The organism is Pseudoalteromonas sp. Of11M-6 (assembly GCF_022347905.1).
GTDB lineage: Bacteria > Pseudomonadota > Gammaproteobacteria > Enterobacterales > Alteromonadaceae > Pseudoalteromonas.
This window is the reverse complement of record NZ_JAKRFW010000045.1, coordinates 56,651-75,755: the sequence shown is the minus strand read 5'-3', so window position 1 is coordinate 75,755 and position 19,105 is coordinate 56,651. Positions and strand designations below refer to the sequence as shown.

At 42.5% G+C, this 19,105-nt stretch carries 17 protein-coding genes; 9 read left to right on the top strand and 8 right to left on the bottom strand.

Annotated elements, in window-relative coordinates; translation table 11 throughout:
- Positions 1-105: 105 nt before the first annotated feature.
- From phaC to MHN32_RS18790, 3 genes are all read right to left on the bottom strand, one after another.
- Positions 106-1,872 carry a class I poly(R)-hydroxyalkanoic acid synthase gene (gene phaC / locus MHN32_RS18800; protein ID WP_239422510.1) on the bottom strand — a complete coding sequence of 589 codons (1,767 nt, stop codon included), beginning with the start codon at positions 1,870-1,872 and terminating at the stop codon, positions 106-108.
- A gap of 62 nt (positions 1,873-1,934) precedes the next feature.
- Positions 1,935-2,282 (bottom strand): phasin family protein, encoded by a 348-nt coding sequence (locus MHN32_RS18795; RefSeq protein WP_010606553.1) that lies wholly within the window; start codon positions 2,280-2,282, stop codon positions 1,935-1,937.
- Between the two features lie 116 nt (positions 2,283-2,398).
- Positions 2,399-3,148 (bottom strand): SDR family oxidoreductase, encoded by a 750-nt coding sequence (locus MHN32_RS18790; protein ID WP_239422509.1) that lies wholly within the window; start codon positions 3,146-3,148, stop codon positions 2,399-2,401.
- A gap of 216 nt (positions 3,149-3,364) precedes the next feature.
- Here MHN32_RS18790 and MHN32_RS18785 point away from each other — a divergent pair, with 216 nt between their 5' ends.
- Together MHN32_RS18785 and MHN32_RS18780 are read left to right on the top strand one after the other, a co-directional pair.
- Positions 3,365-3,907, top strand: a complete 543-nt coding sequence (locus MHN32_RS18785; protein ID WP_174169937.1) for a hypothetical protein — start codon at positions 3,365-3,367, stop codon at positions 3,905-3,907.
- Between the two features lie 114 nt (positions 3,908-4,021).
- Positions 4,022-4,867 carry a hypothetical protein gene (locus tag MHN32_RS18780; RefSeq protein WP_239422508.1) on the top strand — a complete coding sequence of 282 codons (846 nt, stop codon included), beginning with the start codon at positions 4,022-4,024 and terminating at the stop codon, positions 4,865-4,867.
- Between the two features lie 25 nt (positions 4,868-4,892).
- On the opposite strand, the gene MHN32_RS18775 is transcribed toward MHN32_RS18780, so the two are convergent.
- Positions 4,893-6,410, bottom strand: a complete 1,518-nt coding sequence (locus tag MHN32_RS18775; RefSeq protein ID WP_239422507.1) for a winged helix-turn-helix domain-containing protein — start codon at positions 6,408-6,410, stop codon at positions 4,893-4,895.
- 138 nt (positions 6,411-6,548) lie between these two features.
- Between MHN32_RS18775 and MHN32_RS18770 the strand changes: the two genes are divergently transcribed.
- The gene (locus MHN32_RS18770; RefSeq protein WP_010606558.1) at positions 6,549-7,976 is read left to right on the top strand and encodes a serine hydrolase domain-containing protein; all 1,428 of its coding nucleotides are present in this window, start codon (positions 6,549-6,551) and stop codon (positions 7,974-7,976) included.
- 124 nt (positions 7,977-8,100) lie between these two features.
- Here the strand turns inward: MHN32_RS18770 and MHN32_RS18765 are convergent, their stop codons facing one another.
- Positions 8,101-9,729, bottom strand: a complete 1,629-nt coding sequence (locus MHN32_RS18765; protein ID WP_239422506.1) for a methyl-accepting chemotaxis protein — start codon at positions 9,727-9,729, stop codon at positions 8,101-8,103.
- 414 nt (positions 9,730-10,143) lie between these two features.
- Positions 10,144-10,662: a hypothetical protein gene (locus MHN32_RS18760; protein ID WP_239422505.1), complete on the bottom strand. Its 519-nt coding sequence runs from the start codon at positions 10,660-10,662 to the stop codon at positions 10,144-10,146.
- 113 nt (positions 10,663-10,775) lie between these two features.
- Between MHN32_RS18760 and MHN32_RS18755 the strand changes: the two genes are divergently transcribed.
- From MHN32_RS18755 to map, 5 genes are all read left to right on the top strand, one after another.
- The gene (locus MHN32_RS18755; RefSeq protein ID WP_235366610.1) at positions 10,776-11,264 is read left to right on the top strand and encodes a hypothetical protein; all 489 of its coding nucleotides are present in this window, start codon (positions 10,776-10,778) and stop codon (positions 11,262-11,264) included.
- On the top strand, positions 11,261-11,635 hold the full coding sequence (locus MHN32_RS18750) for a rhodanese-like domain-containing protein (protein WP_130125958.1): 375 nt from the start codon (positions 11,261-11,263) through the stop codon (positions 11,633-11,635). Before MHN32_RS18755 ends, MHN32_RS18750 begins: the two co-directional genes overlap by 4 nt.
- Positions 11,636-11,832: 197 nt before the next feature.
- Positions 11,833-14,106: a TonB-dependent siderophore receptor gene (locus MHN32_RS18745; RefSeq protein ID WP_239422504.1), complete on the top strand. Its 2,274-nt coding sequence runs from the start codon at positions 11,833-11,835 to the stop codon at positions 14,104-14,106.
- Between the two features lie 166 nt (positions 14,107-14,272).
- Positions 14,273-14,473: a ParD-like family protein gene (locus tag MHN32_RS18740; RefSeq protein WP_010606564.1), complete on the top strand. Its 201-nt coding sequence runs from the start codon at positions 14,273-14,275 to the stop codon at positions 14,471-14,473.
- 1 nt (position 14,474) lies between these two features.
- The gene (gene map / locus MHN32_RS18735) at positions 14,475-15,245 is read left to right on the top strand and encodes a type I methionyl aminopeptidase (RefSeq protein ID WP_239422503.1); all 771 of its coding nucleotides are present in this window, start codon (positions 14,475-14,477) and stop codon (positions 15,243-15,245) included.
- Positions 15,246-15,257: 12 nt separating this feature from the next.
- Here the strand turns inward: map and MHN32_RS18730 are convergent, their stop codons facing one another.
- Positions 15,258-16,061, bottom strand: coding sequence for a methyltransferase domain-containing protein (locus tag MHN32_RS18730; RefSeq protein WP_239422502.1), 804 nt, complete (start codon positions 16,059-16,061; stop codon positions 15,258-15,260).
- A 31-nt stretch (positions 16,062-16,092) separates the two neighbouring features.
- Positions 16,093-16,848: a Nif3-like dinuclear metal center hexameric protein gene (locus tag MHN32_RS18725; protein WP_010375821.1), complete on the bottom strand. Its 756-nt coding sequence runs from the start codon at positions 16,846-16,848 to the stop codon at positions 16,093-16,095.
- A gap of 191 nt (positions 16,849-17,039) precedes the next feature.
- Here MHN32_RS18725 and MHN32_RS18720 point away from each other — a divergent pair, with 191 nt between their 5' ends.
- Positions 17,040-19,073: a tetratricopeptide repeat protein gene (locus MHN32_RS18720; protein WP_239422501.1), complete on the top strand. Its 2,034-nt coding sequence runs from the start codon at positions 17,040-17,042 to the stop codon at positions 19,071-19,073.
- Positions 19,074-19,105: the final 32 nt, after the last annotated feature.

Sequence of the window (19,105 nt, the reverse complement as noted above, 5' to 3'; positions counted from 1 at the left end):
AGGCAAGGCGAATTTACGCACCAATAGCTGGCTATTGGAAGTGAATTCAACGCAGTTAGCGCTAAAACTGGCTGCTAGAAAGGCATTAATTATCCGCAGTTCAGGTTAAATACTCTGTTTGACGTATTCTCCGGGGGCATCGTAAATCCCCGGTTGTTCATCACTTTGCGCGGCACGGGCTGGAACTTGCTCTGGGTTTATTTGATGTAACCACTGTGCCCAATGCGACCACCATGACCCGCTTTCATGCTTTGCCGAGGCAAGCCACTGGGCGGGGTTCTCGTGGTCTTGTCCATCAAACCAATAACCATATTTGTTTGCACTTGGCGGGTTGACCACTCCGGCAATATGGCCAGACTCACCAAGCACAAAGGTGAGCGGGCTGCTGAGCTTTTTAGCCCCCTCAAAAGTGCCTTGCCACAGCGCAATATGATCGTCACGGGTAGAGAGGAAGTAGACAGGTTGCTTTACTTTACTGAGGTCAATTTTAGTGCCACGAATACTGACAGATTTGTCTTCAATAAGCTGATTATTGAGATATAAGTCCCGTAAAATAAAGTTGTGACAGGCCGCTGTTAGATTTGTACTATCACTATTCCAATAGAGTAAATCTAAGTCGGCGGGCGCTTTGCCTTTGAGGTAGTTATTAACGAAGTAATTCCAATACAAGCTGTTTTCTCTCAGCATACTAAAAGAAGTACCGAGCAGATGCCCTGACATCACGCCATTTTGATTATTATACTGTTCTAGCGCATTAATGGTGGGCTCATTGATAAATGCGCCAAGTTCACCTGGCTGCGAGAAATCTAAAATTGTGGTCAGCAAGGTTGCACTTTTTACTCTTTGTTTCATGCGCTTAGCAGCAATATAGGCCATACATGTGGTGAGTAGAGTACCGCCGATACAATAACCCACAGTATGGATTTGTGTTTCGCCTGTTTGTTTTTCAGTTTGCTCTAAAGCACATAACACACCGTCTACGACGTAGTCGTCAAACGCAATATTTGCCATGCTTGGATCTGGGTTTTTCCATGACATCATTAACACGGTATAGCCTTGTTCAAGTGCCCATTTAACCATGGAGTTATCTGCTCTCAAGTCCAAAATATAGTATTTATTAACAAATGGCGGCACGATAAGCAGGGGAGTCTTGTGTACTTGCTCCGTAGTCGGATGATATTGGATCAATTCAAACAAGTGGTTTTGAAATACCACTCTACCCGGTGTACAAGCTAGGTCTTCCCCGAGTGTATACGCATTTTCATTGGTCATGCTGACTCGGAGCATTTCAGTACTTTTGGCTAAATCTTTTTTTAAGCGCGCCAGTCCATCGAATAGATTTTGTCCGTTACTTTCTAACGTCAGCTTAAGTAATTCAGGGTTGGTTGAAACAAAGTTGCTCGGTGATACTGAATTAACGGACTGTCTTGCAAAAAACGCTAATCGCTCTTTAAGTTTTGGGTCGAGGCCTGGAGTATTTTCAATGGTGTTTTGTAGTGATTGTCCAAACCAAAGATAGCTTTGTTTAAGGTAGTTAAACCAAGGATTTTCTTGCCAATCAGGGTCTACAAAGCGTTTGTCTCCACGTTCTGGGCTAATAATGTCTTCTTTATCATCGGTAGTTTGTGGCATAAAACTGTTTTGAAAAATTGCAAACTGAGTCTGCCACCACGCATTTTGCTGTTTAATAAAGGTTTCCGGTTGCTGATTGAGTGCACTGAGCCAGCTTTGTAAGTCGGCTTGGTTTTGCTCATTTAATGCATTTTGTAATGGATTCTCTTTACCAAAATGTGTCGCTGCGAGCTGCCACAATTCTTGGTTATATTGCCACCACGCAGTTAACCCTTGCTCAATATTTTCTTGAGTGCCCATACAGGTAGATCCTTTGTGTTGTTTGAACGGGTAAGGCGACCTAAGTCGCCCAAAATTGCAGGTTATTGCGCTTTCGCGGTTTTTAGGGTTTCTTTGCCAAGAGATTCTAAGCTGTCTTTAAATTCTTGACCTAATTGAGAAAGCTTTTGACCATCTTGGATCATCTGTTGGCTTAGAGCGTTTAACGCGTTCAACTGACTTGCGTTAAAATCCATCATAGATTTTGCATCTTTGATTTCAGTCGCTTGCTTTAGCTGCTCAATGGATGTTTTAGTGATCTGTTCAGCCGAGTGCAGCTGAATTTTTGAGAGTGCTTCGATGTTTTTTGCTACGATTTGGTTAAACTGTACCGCTGGTGTAAAGAATTGCTCAGTTTGTTCGTTGAATGTTTTGAATAAATCGCTGTACATGGTCTTTTCCTTGTTATCGATTAAATTAACACAATGGATGATAGTGATCAGTTAGCACCACCGAACATCAGATACAGCTCGCTCCCTCGGTGGTATTTAACCTGAGGTTATTTAGGTTATTGCATATATAAGCCGCCATTGAGCGACAGGGTTTCCCCAGTAATGTAACCGGCTGCATTTGATGCTAAGTAAGCAACTGCGGCTGCAACTTCGTCAGGCGTGGCTAAACGTTGCATCGGTACTTGTGCTTTTATGCTATTTAATACGTCTTCACGCATGGCGCTTACCATAGGCGTTTCCGTGTAGCCTGGAGCTACTGCATTGACGGTGACACCGCTTCTCGCACCTTCATAGGCTAGCGCTTTAGTAAACCCAATCATGCCCGCTTTCGCAGCGGAATAATTTACCTGCCCAAATTGACCTTTTAGGCCATTAACGCTAGAGATATTAACGATACGACCTTGCTTATTAGCGCACATTGCCGCAAAGACAGGGTTGGTCATATTAAAAAGGGAATTTAGATTGGTGTTGATCACCTCGCTCCATTGCGCGTGGGTCATTTTTTTAAACGCTGAGTCGCGTGTGATCCCGGCGTTGTTTACGAGTAAATCGATATTACCAAATTCTTGTAGGACCTGAGTCATCGCTGCGTGGCATTGCTCAGCGTTAGTCACATCCAAGAATAAAGGTTTTACTGCAGCTGGATTTATTTGTAGCGTGTTAAGCCAGAGATCAAAGTCGGCCTCATTACGCCTTTCGCTTGCTATCGCTATAACAAAAAAATCTTTTTCAATGAGTGTTTTCGTAATAGCAGAACCAATCCCACCAAAGGCACCAGTTACCACTGCAATTTGCTTGTTTTCCATAACGCTCCCGCGAAAAAAAGAGGCTATACCAACATACTTCCTAGCCGAGTTAGCTTATCGAGTATTTTTGCTGGTATTTATGACAAATTGGTCGCGAGTTGATGTCAGTTTGAAGACAGCGGAAACGAAATTAGGAACGCACAACATAAATTTAATTAAGTTTTTTCCAGCTTTTCCGATATGTATAACAATCAGTGTCTATCCCAAGGAGTGAAAATGGATATTCAAATACATCAAGGTGGCTTATCACCGTTAAAGCAACTGGCTGAGTTGAAATCACAGGGCTCGGCTCAAGCTGCTTCCAACCAGTTAGAATCGCAATCCCAAAGCGGTGTGGAGGAAAAGCAAGAGGTACCCGCGATGCTTTCCAAAGAACTCGATGACGAAGCGGCTGGTTATAAGGAAGATAACCCTGTATTTAAAGAGGATTATGAAAACTTAGAAAAGGCAATGGACCTCATTCAAGCGCAAATTCGTAAGCTCCAAGAGAGAATTAATAAGCTAATGCAGTCCCAAGAGCAGCGTTTTTTACGGGTCGAACAACTCCCAGACGCGACTAATGATGAGCAGCAAGCTTTAATCGAACATGTAGGCAGTAAAAAGTATCGTGACCAAACAAAAGTAGATGAAGTGAAAGTGCTTGAAGAGCAGCTCTCTGAATTTAAACAGCAAGAAGCGGAACTTCGCATCCAGATGTTAAAGATGATTTTAGCGGAGCGGGAGCGATTAGAGGAGCTTAAACGTAAAGGAAAACGGTAGAAATCAGATAAAGGTCATTAATAAATCATCAGAAATTCAAGAGAATTTTGCTGAAATTGTTACCTTACCCACTCTCATAAAATAATCTCTAACAGAAGAAAGTGAGTAATAAAAATGAAAATAAACATTGGTTTAGCGCTGTTGATGATATCAATGTCTGCCAAGAGTTATGCGCAGCTTACATCCGGTCCTTATCTTGGCCAAACACCACCTGGGGACACACCTCAAGTATTTGCGCTTGGCACGGTGTCAACAGAGCACAGAGATCACAATGCGTTTTTCTCTCCCGACATGAAAACTTTTTATTTTACGCGAAAGGACCTGAACGTGAACCGTTGGAGTTTGATCGCATACGAGCAGCGAGGTGAACAGTGGCATGAAACGACTGTAGGTCCAAGAGTTGGCAGGCCATTACTAGCACCAGATGGCGTGACCATGCATATGGGGAAATATGTTATGACGCGTAGAGAGGGGAGCTGGTCTGAAGCCAAAAGTCTAGGCCCTATGTTTGATAAAGAAAGCTGGGGGATCATGCGGTTAAGTGCATCTGCGAGTGGTACGTATGTGTTTGACGATTATAAAAGTGGCGATGTTATTAGGATCTCTGAGGTGAAAGACGGTCAACGCCAAAGACCGGTTAAATTAGGTTCTGAAATTAACACCGGTCTATATAATGCGCATCCATTTATCGCGCCCGATGATTCTTACATTATATGGGACGGGGTTCGAGATTCAGGGTTTGGTAACTCAGATCTTTATATCAGCTTTCGTTTGAAAGACGGTAGTTGGGGCGAAGCGATTAATTTGGGAGACAAAGTAAACACGAATGCGCGGGAGGCGTCAGCGAGTGTAACACCCGATGGCAAATATCTGTTCTTTAACCGTACAACACCTTCACGAGATGCTGATATTTTTTGGGTTGATGCTCAGGTAATCGAAACGCTAAGACCTGCCAATTAACTTATTGGCATACAGCGCACAGTGATTACTTCGGTGTGCGCTTTATTCTTTTCTTTAAGTTAGTCAGAGTAAGCTGCTCAACAATGTTATCTAAAAAGTGAGCTTGAGCTGCCGTGATGTTGAAGGGCAATGCTTTAAACCTAAACTCGTCACTAAATCCCTGGTCAATAGCTTGTTTGAAATAGTTCTGAGCCTTGTCATTTTGCTGATGGTAAAGGCTGATGAGGCCGAGGCTAAAGACCAATTCAGGGTCTTGGTTGCCGGTCTTTATCTGGTTGGCAATATCATTGGTATATTTACTTATTGATTGATGCTTAGCAGTGAGGAGTGCCAAGTATAATTGACTGAATAATGCGTATTTACTGTGCTTTTCAACCGTCAGCGCTAAAACATTGTTCGCTTTATCATGATGATTGTTACTTAGATAAGAAAGGGCTGTGAACCAGTTTAATGTCTGGGAATTTGGCGCGGCTTTGGCTAATAAATTAAGTTGTTGGATGGCTTGTTCATGCCGCGCTTGTTGCTGCAAAAACTGGACGTGTTCTAGTTGTATCCAAGGAGATGCCTTTACTTCAGGACTGGGGTTGACAAGTACCTTGTTAAACCAGTTGGCCATATGCATTTTGCGCAGGCAGTGGAGGTAGCTAGCAACTACTTTGGGTTCGCTGGGAGAAGCCTCATAAGCTTGGCGTGCTAGTGGGTATGCATCAATGGTATTGCCTTGCAAGAGATAGGTTTCGGCAAGATGTGACTTTAACAAAGGCCAATTAGGCGTATTTGCTACGGTGTCATTTAGAATTTTTTGCGCTTGTTGGTAATGCCCTTGAAGCGTATGTGCTTGAGCCAAAAGCAGTTTTGCCGACGGACTATCGGGGGTTAAATTCAGTGCTTTTTCTGTATTGTTCCGGCTTTTTGTCAGCGCGTCTGCAACCTGATTATATAAATTATAGTCGCTCAATAATGCTCGACTCAATCCCTTATAACTCTCATCTACATCTTGTGATGTAGTGATGCTTTGCTGATACAGCGCTATCGCCCGTAAATTATCTTCTAAAGTTTGTTGGGTAAAGTGTTGTTGGGCGATGCTCAATGTTGCGTCATAGCTTGTTGAAGAAAATGGTGAGGTAAAAGGGGAGTGATATATACCAATAATGCACGCCAGAGCTAGGCCGATACTTCCGCCGGCTAGAGTCGTAAATCGCTTTACTGCTGGCGCTTGCGGTTTATGATTTATCTCATTAACGGTTGCACTAAAGCGGTATCCGAAGCTGCGTTCAGACACGATATATTCTGGTTTATTGGCATCATCTTCAAGGAGCTTTCGTAGCCTTGCTATTTGTTTTTTAATCGCATCATGAGTCACGACTCGACCAAGCCAAACTTGTTGTTCTAATTGCTGGTGGCTCACAAGGTGAGGTGCATGCTCAATCAGGTTCAGCAACAATCTATGCGCGAGCGGTGTCAGTACATGAGATACATCGCGATGACTGATGGTGCGAGAAGATACATCAAAATCCCATTTTTGATTCAACTGATACTGCAAGTTATAAATCCTGTATTTTTTATTTTATTGATTTAAATGCTTTTAATTGTTCTGTCACGCAATGTCACCAAAGCCCACTGGCAAGCCAACATTAAATACGTAGAGTAAGACTCGTCATAACAATAAACAAGGATTTACATGAAAGCATTACCCCATTTACTGTTATTTTTATGCCTGTTTTCTATGCCCGCTCAGGCGACGACTCAACTGCAAAAACAACTAGATGACTATATCGCGCAGTATCACCAAATTAAAGAGTTTGATGGTGCCGCTTTGGTTGCTCGAGGATCTGAGGTGTTACTGCAGCAAGGTTATGGATTTGCCAATGTAGAGTGGCAAATAGCAAATCAACCCAACACTAAATTTAAGCTAGCATCAGTGACCAAGCAGTTTACGGCACTTTTGGTATTACAACAGGTTGAGAAAGGAAAGATTGAGCTTGATGCCAACATTTCCAGCTATTTACCCACATACCGAAAGGATACGGGAGGCCAAATTACCATAAGGCAGTTACTTAATCACACGTCAGGCTTACCAGATGTGTTTCAACACCCCGAATTTCGTCAGGTGCAAAGTCACAACCCTTATAATCGCGATGAGTTTATCGACCATTTTTGCTCAGGAGACTTGTTGTTTGAGCCGGGTTCTGCGTTTCGTTACAGCAATGCCGGCTACACTATACTTGGACGTATCCTTGAGCTTGTGAGTGGAAACAGCTACTGGCAACTACTTGAAAAGCAAATATTAGCACCGCTAGATATGAAAGAAACTGGATTTGCCGATCATAAGCAGGTAATTAAAGGCCTAGCGAATGGTTACGATACCACGTTAAAGGGGTTCAAACATGCCGATTTTATTGACATGACAGTGCCTTTTTCCGCGGGCGCAATGTATTCAACGGTGCAAGATATGTATAAGTGGGAGCGTGCATTATACACAGATAAACTATTAACGCCTGAAATCAAGAGATTGTTATTTACCCCTTCCAAACACAGAAATTACGGATTTGGCTGGGAAATCACCAACAAAGGAGATGACAGTCAAATTAAAACGCTGGTTCACCATGGCGGTGGAATCCCAGGGTTTGGGGCAAAGATTGCAAGAGTATTGGAGGACAAAACGGTTATTATTTTACTGGATAATACAGGCGGCGCACCATTGACACAGATGGTTGATGGCATACTTGAAATCCTTGCAGGTAAAGCTGCAGCATCGCCCAAGTTAAGTCCATATCGGCTGCTTTTTGCAACGATTTTATCTGACGGTGTTGAAGTTGCGATTAAAAGTTATCAGCACCAAACTCGTGCGGGGAAGGGATTAAGTGAGCGCCAACTAAATCGCTTTGGGTATCAATTATTGGAAGTCGGTTATTACGACGCCGCAATTGAATTTTTCAAATTGAATGTTGCGGCACACCCAAAAAGCGCGAATACCTATGACAGTCTCGCTGAGGCGTATCTTATTAAAGGAGATAAAACCAATGCACGTGTTACTTACCTGCAGCTATTGCAACTAGATAGTAACCATGAGGCGGCTAAGAGATTTGTAGAATCCGTCCTAAAGTGAGCGCTGCAATCAACTTTTGCTATGTCTGTTACCGAGCATTGTTTTTTTGATGATAGAGTGCCTCAATTATATAGCGCCTAGCCGTACCTAGGCTTAGGCGCTATTTATCCATTATGGCGGTATTTTAGAGCGTAAACTTGTCGACTTGCGACTTTAAGTCGTGGGCAAGTTTACTCATTTCATTACACGCCGTCGCGGTTTGGTTGGCGCCTTCGGTCATTTCAACAGCCGAGTAATTGATAGTCTCGATATTTTTGTTCAGCTCCTCTGAAACCACAGATTGCTGATGACAAGCTGACGCGATCTGTGTACTCATGGCTGCGATGCTATCAATTTGAGATTCAATTTGATGGATCATATTGCCGGCGACTTCTGATTGCTCAACGCAAAGTGCAATACCCTGCTCACAGCTCTTGGTTGCCACGCCGGTTTCCTTCGACTTGGTTTGTAGGTCGTTGACGATTTCAACAATTTGCGTGGTTGAATCTTGGGTGCGTTGGGCCAGTGAGCGGACTTCATCCGCAACAACAGCAAAACCACGTCCCTGAGCACCTGCACGAGCAGCTTCAATAGCAGCATTTAATGCTAATAGATTCGTTTGCTCCGCGATTTCTCTGATTACGTCAACAACCACATTAATGTTGTGTGAGTTTTTTTCGAGATTATTGGCAAGTTCACCTGCAGATGTGACTGTTTGTGCAACGTCTGAAATATGATTGATATTTGATTTAAGTGCGTCGCTGCCTTCTCTGGCTTTTTCACTTGCCTGATTTGCTGATTCAGCGCCCATTTCTGTACTTTTAGCCACTTCACTAATCGCCGCTTGCATCTGTGTCATCGCGGATGCGACGGATTGCAGCTCATTTTGCTGTACATTCATACCTTGTGCATTCTGGTAAGAAATGGCATTTACTTCTTCTACTGCCGCAGTTAATTGAATGGCTGAGTCATTGATCATGGTGATTAAGGCGTGTAACTGTGAACGCATTTTATCTAAAGATTGGGTCAATAAACCGAGCTCGTTCTTACCTGTATCTTCAAGTGCAATTGCGTGATTTAGCTCGCCACGGGCTATCTTACTCGCAAGATCCACGGATAAAGCAAGCGGTGTCTTAATCGCTTTACTCAAAAGTATGCAGATAATGACTATGGTTACTGCAACGAGTAATCCAGAAATCGCTAAAGTAAATAGGGTGCTATTAACTGCTGATATAGCCGAGCGCTCAGAATTTTCAACACTGCTATCATTTAATGCTTCCAGTTCACTAAGCTCAGACATGGCGTTGGCAAACAGAGGGTAGCTATCTAAAATGATTCGATTTGCTTCTTTTGCGTTGCCACTTAGGATAAGGCTTTCGTAATGATAAGTCGCATTGACGTATCGCTGCCAAGCGGTAATAAACGCATTGAACAGTGCCTTTTCTTCTTTGCTGACTGGCATTTTTTGATAAAATGCTATCTTGTCATTCAATGACTTCTTCAGATCTCTTAAAATAGCAAGCCAGTTGTGCACCTCTGGGTCTTCAGGGTTTAATGCAGTACTAAACTCATCTTTACGTATAGTTGCTAAGTCAATTTTAATGTCTTTAATGGTTTCCATAGATGGAATGCTGGTTCTGACTATGTCGTTCAGATTGGCGTTCACTTCTTTCATTCCTTGGTAGCTCATCAAGCCAACTCCAATGAAAATGACAAAAAGTAAGGTGAAACTTAACGTTATTTGGTTAGAAATAGATAGTTTTTTTAACTGCATTATTGAAGCTCAATGAATCCATGGATGATGATTGATATTTAAAGGGGCAGTATTGTATTTGAAAAGCAGGTGATATTAATAATTAAATGTTTTTTGCTAATGTTTGCAGTTTGTATTATTTGTTGATTATATTTTGTGTTTTAGATTTGTGATTTTTTAGCTGAAAGTAAGTGTGGTTTTTTATCCTTTTTATGTGGTTTTATTTTCTAAAAAATGTCCGGTTTTTAACTTTGCCACATCACTTGTTTTTTTGTTTTAAATCTTTGTTTTATGGAGCTTTATAGATAGCGTTGAACGATGAGATTGGGGTATGTAGCCTAGGTGAATTAAAATTCACCAAAATTTTAGTTGTAGAAATCTGCATAATATTGATTTAGTTCAGTTGTTATGAAGTAATAGAAGCGCTAGGACTATTTAGACTTCATACCTTTTATCTCGTTGCCTAGTCATTTCATCAAGTACCATTTGGATCATCTGTTGCTTTACATCAGCATGCTGTGATTTAAGTTCATCAAGTTGTTGGGTTAAAATCTCAATTTCTTTTTCTGTTTCATTATCGCGATACTGTTTTGCGCCGGTATGCTCATATCTCAGGGTATCTCCTTGTGTTGTTGGGATATCAGCATCGCTTACTGTGGATACCTTTATAGCTCGTTGCAGAGGTGTTTTTTTTAACTCGCTAATAAGCTGTTGTAAATGTTGGATTTGCTCTTTCATTAGGGCTTCTGACTGTTCTAACATTTCATATTGTTGCTTAAAATTAGGGTTGTTACCTTTGTATTTCTTTGCCTTTTTGTCCATAAACTCAGTCAGTATGGTTTCATTTGCTGGTTTTTCTTCCGTTTCCTCTGTGGAGTTACTTGTGGCAGTGGGTGTTTCGTTGTTTGCGTTTAGTGCGTCGGCAAAGTGATGTGGCTTCATTTGAATTTCCATAACGTTATCCTTGTTATCTCTATTTCTAACTGTATCGGAGTATTTTCTGATTTCTTTAGCTGTTTGGTTAATCCCCGCTAAGCTAACAAGGTTGGATATAAGGAGTCAGTGAAATGAAGGTATGGTTGGTTATTAGTATTTTGTTTTTTAGCTGTAATAGCTTTGCTAAATGTGAAGATCAAGGATTTAGACAGTTTGATTTTTGGCTTGGAGATTGGTTGGTAACGAGCGTAGGAGGTCTTGAGTCTGGGCGTAATCGCATTACCCGTGCGTATGATGGCTGTGTTATTAAAGAAAGTTATACCAATGAACTTGGGTATCGTGGTGAGAGTATAAATATTTATGATGCATCCACTCATCGTTGGCATCAAACTTGGGTGGATAATAGCGGACTGTTGTTACGGTTGGATGGTGAGCTTCATGAAGGGAAAATGGTATTACAAGGGGATAGGAAAAATGCAGCAGGTATTAAGGTGACGGATAAGATAACATGGACTGCGAACCCAGATGGTACGGTACGTCAGGTTTGGCTGAGTAAGCAAGGGGCTGAAAAGTGGCAAATAGTATTTGATGGATTGTACAAAAAGGAGACTGAAAAATGAGAAAACTGATTATTAGCTTTATGTGGTTTGTTAGCAGTATTTGCTATGCCCAATCGGAAACGATCACACAGCAAGCACTGATGGTAAATCAAATGTCAGCAGACGCTTACACCATAGTGGACGTACGAAGCCCTGAAGAGTTTGCCGCAGGACATATCAAAGGGGCAATAAACATTCCTTTTAACGAGATTGAGACGCATCAGGAAGAACTGACTAAATTGACTGATACACCACTCGTTGTGTACTGCCGCTCTGGGCGTAGGGCTGGCATCTTTATTGAGGCACTAGCGCCAAAAGGCTACACCTTAAAACACCTAGAAGGTGATATGAATAAGTGGCTGGCGGAGTCTTTACCTGTGGTGAAGAAATAGGGGCTCCCTACTTTTTGAGTAAATAGTAGCGGGTAAAAACAAAAGGTAAACGGCAAAGCTTAATAAGTTTTGGTCACTGCCACATTTGAATTGCGCTTCAAATAACGGCATATAACTAAAAAAGGGACTTGAAAGAGTTGGTAATATAAATGATAATCACTATCGTTTTCATAATGAAGTTAATTTAGGGAAAAACGATGTGCTCTTCATCTTCACGTACAATAAATAATTCTTTAAAACTCTCTCTTTGCGCCACTTTTGTGCTGTTCTCACTACACGGCAATGCACATGCCGCTGAAGTTGCTGATGATACGTTAGCTGCTGATGCCGCGGGTGATGGTAGGGCTCAAGAACTAGAGCATATTTATGTGACTGGTACGAGTGTAAAAAATTACACCGAGTCTTCGAACAAAGCGGCATTAAAAATGATTTTATCACAGCGTGAGACGCCTCAAGCGGTGACCGTTATCACAAATCAAATGATGCAAGATTGGCAGACGGTTAACATTGATGAGATCTTGGAACATGCAACGGGCTTTTATGCAAAGCGGGGAGCCAGTCTTGATAGGACACGTTTTTCTGTACGTGGCGGTGATGTCAATTTAATCCAAATAGACGGTGTGCAACAGTTCCCAGGTGGCCGAAGACCAAATGTAAATGGTGATGCGGTTGCTTATGAGCGTGTTGAGATTGTACGTGGTGCAAATGGTTTATTAACTGGCGTTGGTGACCCAACCGCGACCGTAAACTTAGTAAGAAAACGTGCAACAAGCGATGAGTTTAAGGGCAGTGTGGCGGTTTCGGTTGGTAGTTGGGATAATTACCGCGCAGAGGTGGATGTGGCGAGTGGGTTAAACCAAGAGGGTAGTATTCGCGGCCGCTTTGTTGCTGCACATTATGAAAGAGATTCCTACATTGAGCGTTATAGCCAGGAGAAAACGTCTATATATTCTACCGTTGAGGCTGATCTGACCGATTACACCTTATTGCGACTCGGTGTGGAATATGCTGATACTGCTTCAAAAGGGGCGATAAATAGCCACTCTCAACCTTACTTTTACGCTGATGGTAGTCGCTATCAGGGACGCCGTAGTGACACTGGGATGACGGCAAAATGGAGTAGCTGGCCAATCGAAGAATACACCTATTTTGTTGGGCTTGATCACGCGTTTGAAAACGATTGGCAACTCCATGCCATCGCGACTTACAATACCATTGAGATGCAAGGTGGGCAGCTCTTTTTCGTTTATCCTGATGGGCCTATTAACCCAGATGGCAGCAGCGATAATGGATTCGGTTACAGTGCTGTAATAAGTAGCTCTGAAGATGAACAAAAGACAATTGATTTGTCACTGCAAGGACCGGTTGAGTTATTTGGTCGTACGCATGATGTCATTTTCAGCTACAATCAATTCAAGCGGGAGCGTACGTCATTTGGTAATGAAGCCGACCAGACTACTATTTCATTAGAAGGGTTAAATTTTCACGATTGGACAGGTGACGTGCCGCGCTATCCATTTAAAGATTTAGGCCGTGATAGTTTGACGGTAACAGACTCTAATGGTGGATTTGTGGCCGTGCGTGTTAACCCGCATGATGATGTTAAACTTATTGTTGGCGCTAGGATCACCAATTGGGAGTACGATATTGACCTTTATGATCCTAACAACGGTAAGTTTCTTCGTAACCGCTATCATGAAAAGGTGGATACAGAAGTCACACCTTATGCCGGGCTTGTGGTTGATATTAATGAGCAATATAGTGTTTACGCGAGCTACACAGAGGCATTTCAGCCGCAAGCCTACTTTGATATCAATGATAAAATGCTCGACCCAAGCACCGGCGAAAGCTATGAGCTCGGGGTAAAAGGTGAGTTACTTGATGACACCTTGAACTTTACGGCGGCGGTGTATCGTAATGTTGAAAATGGGCTTGCGATTGTCGATCCAAACTACCCAGACAGCTATCTAACTCCGCAGGGCAATAGGCCATATATTCAGCGCGGTGAAGGCGATACGACAGAAGGCTTTGAAGTTGAATTTACAGGCTCTATCAATGAGCAGTGGAATATCAGCTTAGGGCTATCAAAACACAAAACTGAATCAAAAGATGGCAAAGAGCTGTTAACGGATCAGCCCAAAGAGCTCATAAACCTGTATACCACCTATGACTTTAGTGAGTTTGTTGACGGCTTGACTGCGGGGCTTGGAATTAATTGGCAAGGTAGCTTTTATGCAATACCACAAAGGCCATTGCCGGGCGGCGGTAGCGAGGCGTATAAGATCACACAATCTTCCGGAGCGTTACTTAATTTAATGGCAAGATATGAAGTGAGTGAACAGCTTAGTGTGTCGCTTAACTTCAACAACCTACTGGATGAAAGTTACTACAACAGTATTTCATCTTGGGACGGCTATGTAATGCACGGCGAACCGTTCAATTGGCAATTAGGGATGCGCTATAGCTTTTAGTGAGTCAACCTAAGCTTGGGTGACTTAAGCTTAAAATACGGAGTGCACCGCCGAGGCGGTGCATTTTTTTGCTTCAAAATAATAAGCAAATTGGCATTAGATTTTGCATTGTTCCGCAACTCCGTTATTATATGAATTATATATGATATGTATATGGTTTATATAAATGGGTATCGTAAAAATTTCAGATGAACTACACGATGAGATCCGTGAAGCAAGCACTGTGATGTCGCGCTCAATCAATTCACAGGCTGAGTTTTGGATTAAAATTGGGCGACTTGCCGAGCGCAATCCAACGCTTACGTTTACAGAGATCATTACGGCAGAAATGACGCGAGTGAAGTCACAACAGCCAAAAGGAAATTGAGATGCAAGAGGTTACTTTCAAAACCGCTGATGAGATCCAATTGATGCGCGAAAGCGGGCGATTGCTTACGCAAGTGTTTGACTATATTGATAGTTGGATTGAACCCGGAATTTCTACGCTAGAGATTAATGACAAAGTGCACAACTTTATTGTTGATGAGCTTAAAGCGCGTCCTGCCAGCCTTGGTCAATATGGTTATCAGTTCGTTCTTAATAGCTCTGTGAACGAGGTCGTGTGCCATGGTGTGCCGAGTAAATCACAAATCTTAAAGTCTTCAGATATTGTAAACATCGATATTACGCTTGAGAAAAATGGCTTTATCAGCGACTCCAGCAAAATGTACGTGATGCCAGACGCATTACTCCCAGCCAAAAAATTAGTGGCAACGACTTACCAAGCGATGTGGGCTGGAATAAAAATGGTTAAACCTGGAGCAAAGCTTGGGGACATCGGTGCGGCTGTACAGCAAGTGGCTGAAAAAGCCGGCTACACTGTGGTACGCGAGTATTGTGGTCATGGGATCGGTAGAGATATGCATGAAGCGCCAAATGTACTGCACTATGGCAAAGCAAATACCGGGATGACGCTAAAGCCTGGGATGACCTTTACCATTGAGCCGATGATCAATCAGGGTAGCGCAAAAATTAAAACCAAAAAAGATGGCTGGACTGTGGTAACCCGAGATAAAAAGCTATCGGCGCAGTGGGAGCATACTGTGTTGGTAACAGATGACGGCGTTGAAGTGTTAACCCTAAGAGCGGAAGAAGCGTAAGCAGTGCTTTACTTACGCTTGTTTTAGCATCAAGTGGGTATAACGACCTAGAGATGCATAGGGCTCTTGGCGATTGTATTTAAGCTCTAAGGCGAGCAAAGCGTCAAAATCTTCATCCGCCTTACTCAACTCCCTTAAATAGTCATGAAAACAGCGAACACCGGTTTTTTGCATAACGCTGAGTTTTGCCTTATCAAGCCAAGTCGCCATATCAGTTTCGCTAATTGGTTTATTGGGACTGAGACCTACTTTTTGCTTTACCTTAAGGCCTTTTTGCACATAGTCGAAGTTACCGTACACCATATTGGCCATCAGATGCGCCTCATGGTTGAAATACATGAGTGAAAGCAAGCCAGTTTCGCTTAGTTGCGACTTTAGCAGCATAAGCGCACTTTGTTGCTCAACCAGCCATTCAAGCACCGCATGGCACAATACTAAGTCGAATTGTCCTAAGTTCAGCGTATCGAGTGCTTGCAGGGGCGCGTGGATAAAATGCAGCAGGTCATTTAGTCCGGCTTCATGCGCGCGCGTTTTGGCAAGTTCAAGCATCTCTTCTGAAATATCAATCACAGTGACATGGTGGCCAAGCGATGCTAGAAAGAGCGCCAATTGCCCTTGTCCGCCGCCAACATCTAATATGCGTTTGCCACTTGATTGCGTTAACCAGTCAACTTGTGCGCTCAAGTCACGCTTGAGCACTGCTTCTCTGATTTTGCCTTTATTGGTGCCATAGATATTGTTTTTAAACTTGTGCGTCAGTTCAGCAAAGTTTCTATCTGTCGGTGCCGGTTTTTGCTGCTGCTTTTTTCTAGCCATATGCGAGATCACTTAGTTAAGCAAAGTGGTATTAAACCGGGTTGTCGATATCAATAAATTCAACATCCAAACCATACTGCGCTGCCAAATATTCACCAAGTGCCTTCGCGCCGTAACGCTCTGTGGCATGATGTCCCGCCGCGATAAAGTGGATCTGCTGTTCGTTTGATGAATGAATGGTTTGCTCTGATGCTTCACCTGTTAAGTAGGCATCAATGCCTTGGCTTGCCGCGAGATCAATAAAGCTTTGCCCGCCACCGGTACACCAAGCAATGGTGCTGATTGGATGATCGCCAGCAACATTTAAGAGCGGCTTTCTACCGAGTTTCTCTTCAACTAAAGCGGCAAAATCAACAGCAGTCATTGGCGTCGTTAATTTACCTTTTACTGCTACGCTATTTTTATTCCAAGGTTCAAGCGGTCTTTCATATTCAAGCCCAAGTAACTTACCGAGCTGTGCGTTATTTCCGAGTTCAGGATGAACATCCAGTGGAAGGTGGTAAGCGATTAAGTTGATGTCATTGGCAAGCAGGGCTTGTAGGCGGCGCTTTTTCATGCCAGTGACACATTGATCTTCCCCTTTCCAAAAATAGCCGTGGTGAACCAAAATGGCATCTGCACCGCGTTCAATAGCGGCATCAATTAAAGCTTGGCTGGCGGTAACACCTGTGACGATTTTTTGGATTTCGTCTGTCCCTTCTACTTGCAGACCATTTGGACAGTAATCGTTAATTTGAAATGGCTTCAGTAATTCCGTTAATTGATTCACTAATTTGGTTCGTTTCATAACACCCCCTAACTCTTAGATAGCGCTAGTTTAACTGGTTTTACGATAGATCAAAAAGGGAGATTACACCGATAGATGCATGCAATATGAAGGAATAAAGGCAAACAGCTCGGATCTGATTGTTCTTTTATTCGAAATAAAAATAAATTATTGTATATATTTAGTTCTTTATTATTAGTAAAGGTAAATATATGTTTAAGTTTGCAGTGTTTCTGCTTGTTTTGTGTACGTTTTACGTTCAAGCGGAACTGAGTGAAGAGGATTTTGAGTCTCTTCGGCTGCAAATTAGAGAACAATATACCGTTGACCCTAAAATTGCGCTTCAGCTCACTGAGCAAGCCTTAAATACTAACCGTTTGAGCGCAGACCAAAAAATCAAAATTCTGAATTACAAAGCCTGGTTTCAAATGGAGCTGAATCAATTTTCGGCTGCTATGCGTACGACAAATGAAATCAAACGACTGATAAGTGGCGCTCAAGATAAATCGCTGATTTATGCTTACTATAATTTGTCCGGGGGAGTTTATTCTAAACTAGGATTGTATGAGCTTGCTTTAGTGCAGTACAAGGATGCATTGATTGTTGCGGAGCAACGAGGCGAGGACATGGTATACCAAACAAAAAATAATATTGCTGACGTTTATTTTTTGCTCGGCCAATATGATGTTGCGTTAGATTACTATAACGAGTACCTGCACTTTCTGAATTCAGATAAAGATGAGCTGTCATTATCATTACTTTATAACAACATTGCTAAAGTCTACATAGCTAAAGGTGAATACGATAACGCTACAAAGTTTATTGATAAAGCACAGCAAATTCAAAAGAGTAGCAAGTCTGACTACCATTTAGCGTATTCGTCACAGTTTCGAGGGAAAGTCGCGCTTGCTAGAGGTCAACTGAGTGCTGCATCGGCCTATTTCAGGAAAGCCATCATGACTTTTCAACGGCTTGGTAATGTTCGCGAAGTCAATGACGTTAAGCTCGATTTAATTTCCTTGGATATCAAACAAGGAGATATCACGGAAGCTAAAAAGCTGGCTGAAGAAGTGTTGGAAGCTGCGAAGCAAACAAACACTAAAAATAAACAGGTACGCGCTTTGTCGGTGTTAGCGAAAATAGCCGAGCTTCAGGGGGACAGCAACCACGCACTGGCTTTAACACAGGAGTTAAGCCAAGTGGAGCGAGAGATCTATGCTCAGCAGCGCAATATTACCTTATCTCGTGCTTCTTACGAACTTGAAATGGTTGAAAAAGAGCTAGAAATAGAGTCGCTTAAACGAGTGCAGGCGGTTCAAGCTGCAGAGGCAAGCGCACAACAAAAGTGGCTGTTGAGTATTATCATATTTATGTTGATTTATGCCGTATCAACTATCTTAGTGATCCAAATAATTCGACGTCGAAATGGCAAGCTACGGGCCACATTAAAAGAGTTAACAAACACGCAAGAAATGCTCGTTGAAGCGGAGAAAATGTCGTCACTAGCTGGATTGGTTTCGGGGATGGCGCATCATCTCAATACACCAATAGGTTTAGTGATCACCGCAAACTCATCCCTTAATGGCTCGCTACGCGACGTTCAAGACAAATTTGAACAAAAAACGCTGTCGCCTAGTCAACTTAATCACTTTATAGGAGATGCTTTGGTGGCATCAGATATTGTTGACCGTAGTGCCAATCGCCTCAATGCCACAGTCGAGAGGTTTAAAGCAATTAATACCTCAATTGGTAGTGCAGAACTTAAAACGATAGAATTATCAGACTTTTTAAATTTGCACATTCGTGAGATGCTGATCCGCACAGCGCCAAACGCTAAGTTAATGTTGGATAACGATAGCCTTGAGGTACAAACCTATCCCAATATCTTGCTTGAGGTATTGAAGGAGTTTATGCACAACTCAGTGCAACATGGATTTATCGACAATCATTTAGAAGACCAACCTCTAATTACCATCCGTGTGAATGAATACGATGATGCATGGCTGCTAAGCTATAAAGATAATGGCCGAGGCCTGCCTGATCATAATACAGAGCAAGTGTTTAATCCCTTTTTTAGTACAAATCTAGCGGCGCAATTAGGACTTGGCTTAACCATTGTATTTAACAGTGTGAGCCATGTGCTTCAGGGCAGTATTAAGGCATATTCAGATGATAAAGGGGTGGAGTTTTTGTTGACCTTACCCAAGCAGCTAAAAAATGGTAGGCGCAAAGCTGTGAAAAATTAATTCAACTACTTTCGGAAGCTGTGATGCTTTTA

Coding starts and splice junctions, on each gene's coding strand:
- MHN32_RS18720 (WP_239422501.1), top strand. CDS start 17,040: ATGTTTAAGTTTGCAGTGTTTCTGCTTGTTTTGTGTACGTTTTACGTT.
- MHN32_RS18795 (WP_010606553.1), bottom strand. CDS start 2,282: ATGTACAGCGATTTATTCAAAACATTCAACGAACAAACTGAGCAATTC.
- MHN32_RS18780 (WP_239422508.1), top strand. CDS start 4,022: ATGAAAATAAACATTGGTTTAGCGCTGTTGATGATATCAATGTCTGCC.
- phaC (WP_239422510.1), bottom strand. CDS start 1,872: ATGGGCACTCAAGAAAATATTGAGCAAGGGTTAACTGCGTGGTGGCAA.
- MHN32_RS18745 (WP_239422504.1), top strand. CDS start 11,833: ATGTGCTCTTCATCTTCACGTACAATAAATAATTCTTTAAAACTCTCT.
- MHN32_RS18730 (WP_239422502.1), bottom strand. CDS start 16,061: ATGGCTAGAAAAAAGCAGCAGCAAAAACCGGCACCGACAGATAGAAAC.
- MHN32_RS18750 (WP_130125958.1), top strand. CDS start 11,261: ATGAGAAAACTGATTATTAGCTTTATGTGGTTTGTTAGCAGTATTTGC.
- MHN32_RS18760 (WP_239422505.1), bottom strand. CDS start 10,662: ATGGAAATTCAAATGAAGCCACATCACTTTGCCGACGCACTAAACGCA.
- map (WP_239422503.1), top strand. CDS start 14,475: ATGCAAGAGGTTACTTTCAAAACCGCTGATGAGATCCAATTGATGCGC.
- MHN32_RS18770 (WP_010606558.1), top strand. CDS start 6,549: ATGAAAGCATTACCCCATTTACTGTTATTTTTATGCCTGTTTTCTATG.
- MHN32_RS18790 (WP_239422509.1), bottom strand. CDS start 3,148: ATGGAAAACAAGCAAATTGCAGTGGTAACTGGTGCCTTTGGTGGGATT.
- MHN32_RS18740 (WP_010606564.1), top strand. CDS start 14,273: ATGGGTATCGTAAAAATTTCAGATGAACTACACGATGAGATCCGTGAA.
- MHN32_RS18765 (WP_239422506.1), bottom strand. CDS start 9,729: ATGCAGTTAAAAAAACTATCTATTTCTAACCAAATAACGTTAAGTTTC.
- MHN32_RS18755 (WP_235366610.1), top strand. CDS start 10,776: ATGAAGGTATGGTTGGTTATTAGTATTTTGTTTTTTAGCTGTAATAGC.
- MHN32_RS18785 (WP_174169937.1), top strand. CDS start 3,365: ATGGATATTCAAATACATCAAGGTGGCTTATCACCGTTAAAGCAACTG.
- MHN32_RS18725 (WP_010375821.1), bottom strand. CDS start 16,848: ATGAAACGAACCAAATTAGTGAATCAATTAACGGAATTACTGAAGCCA.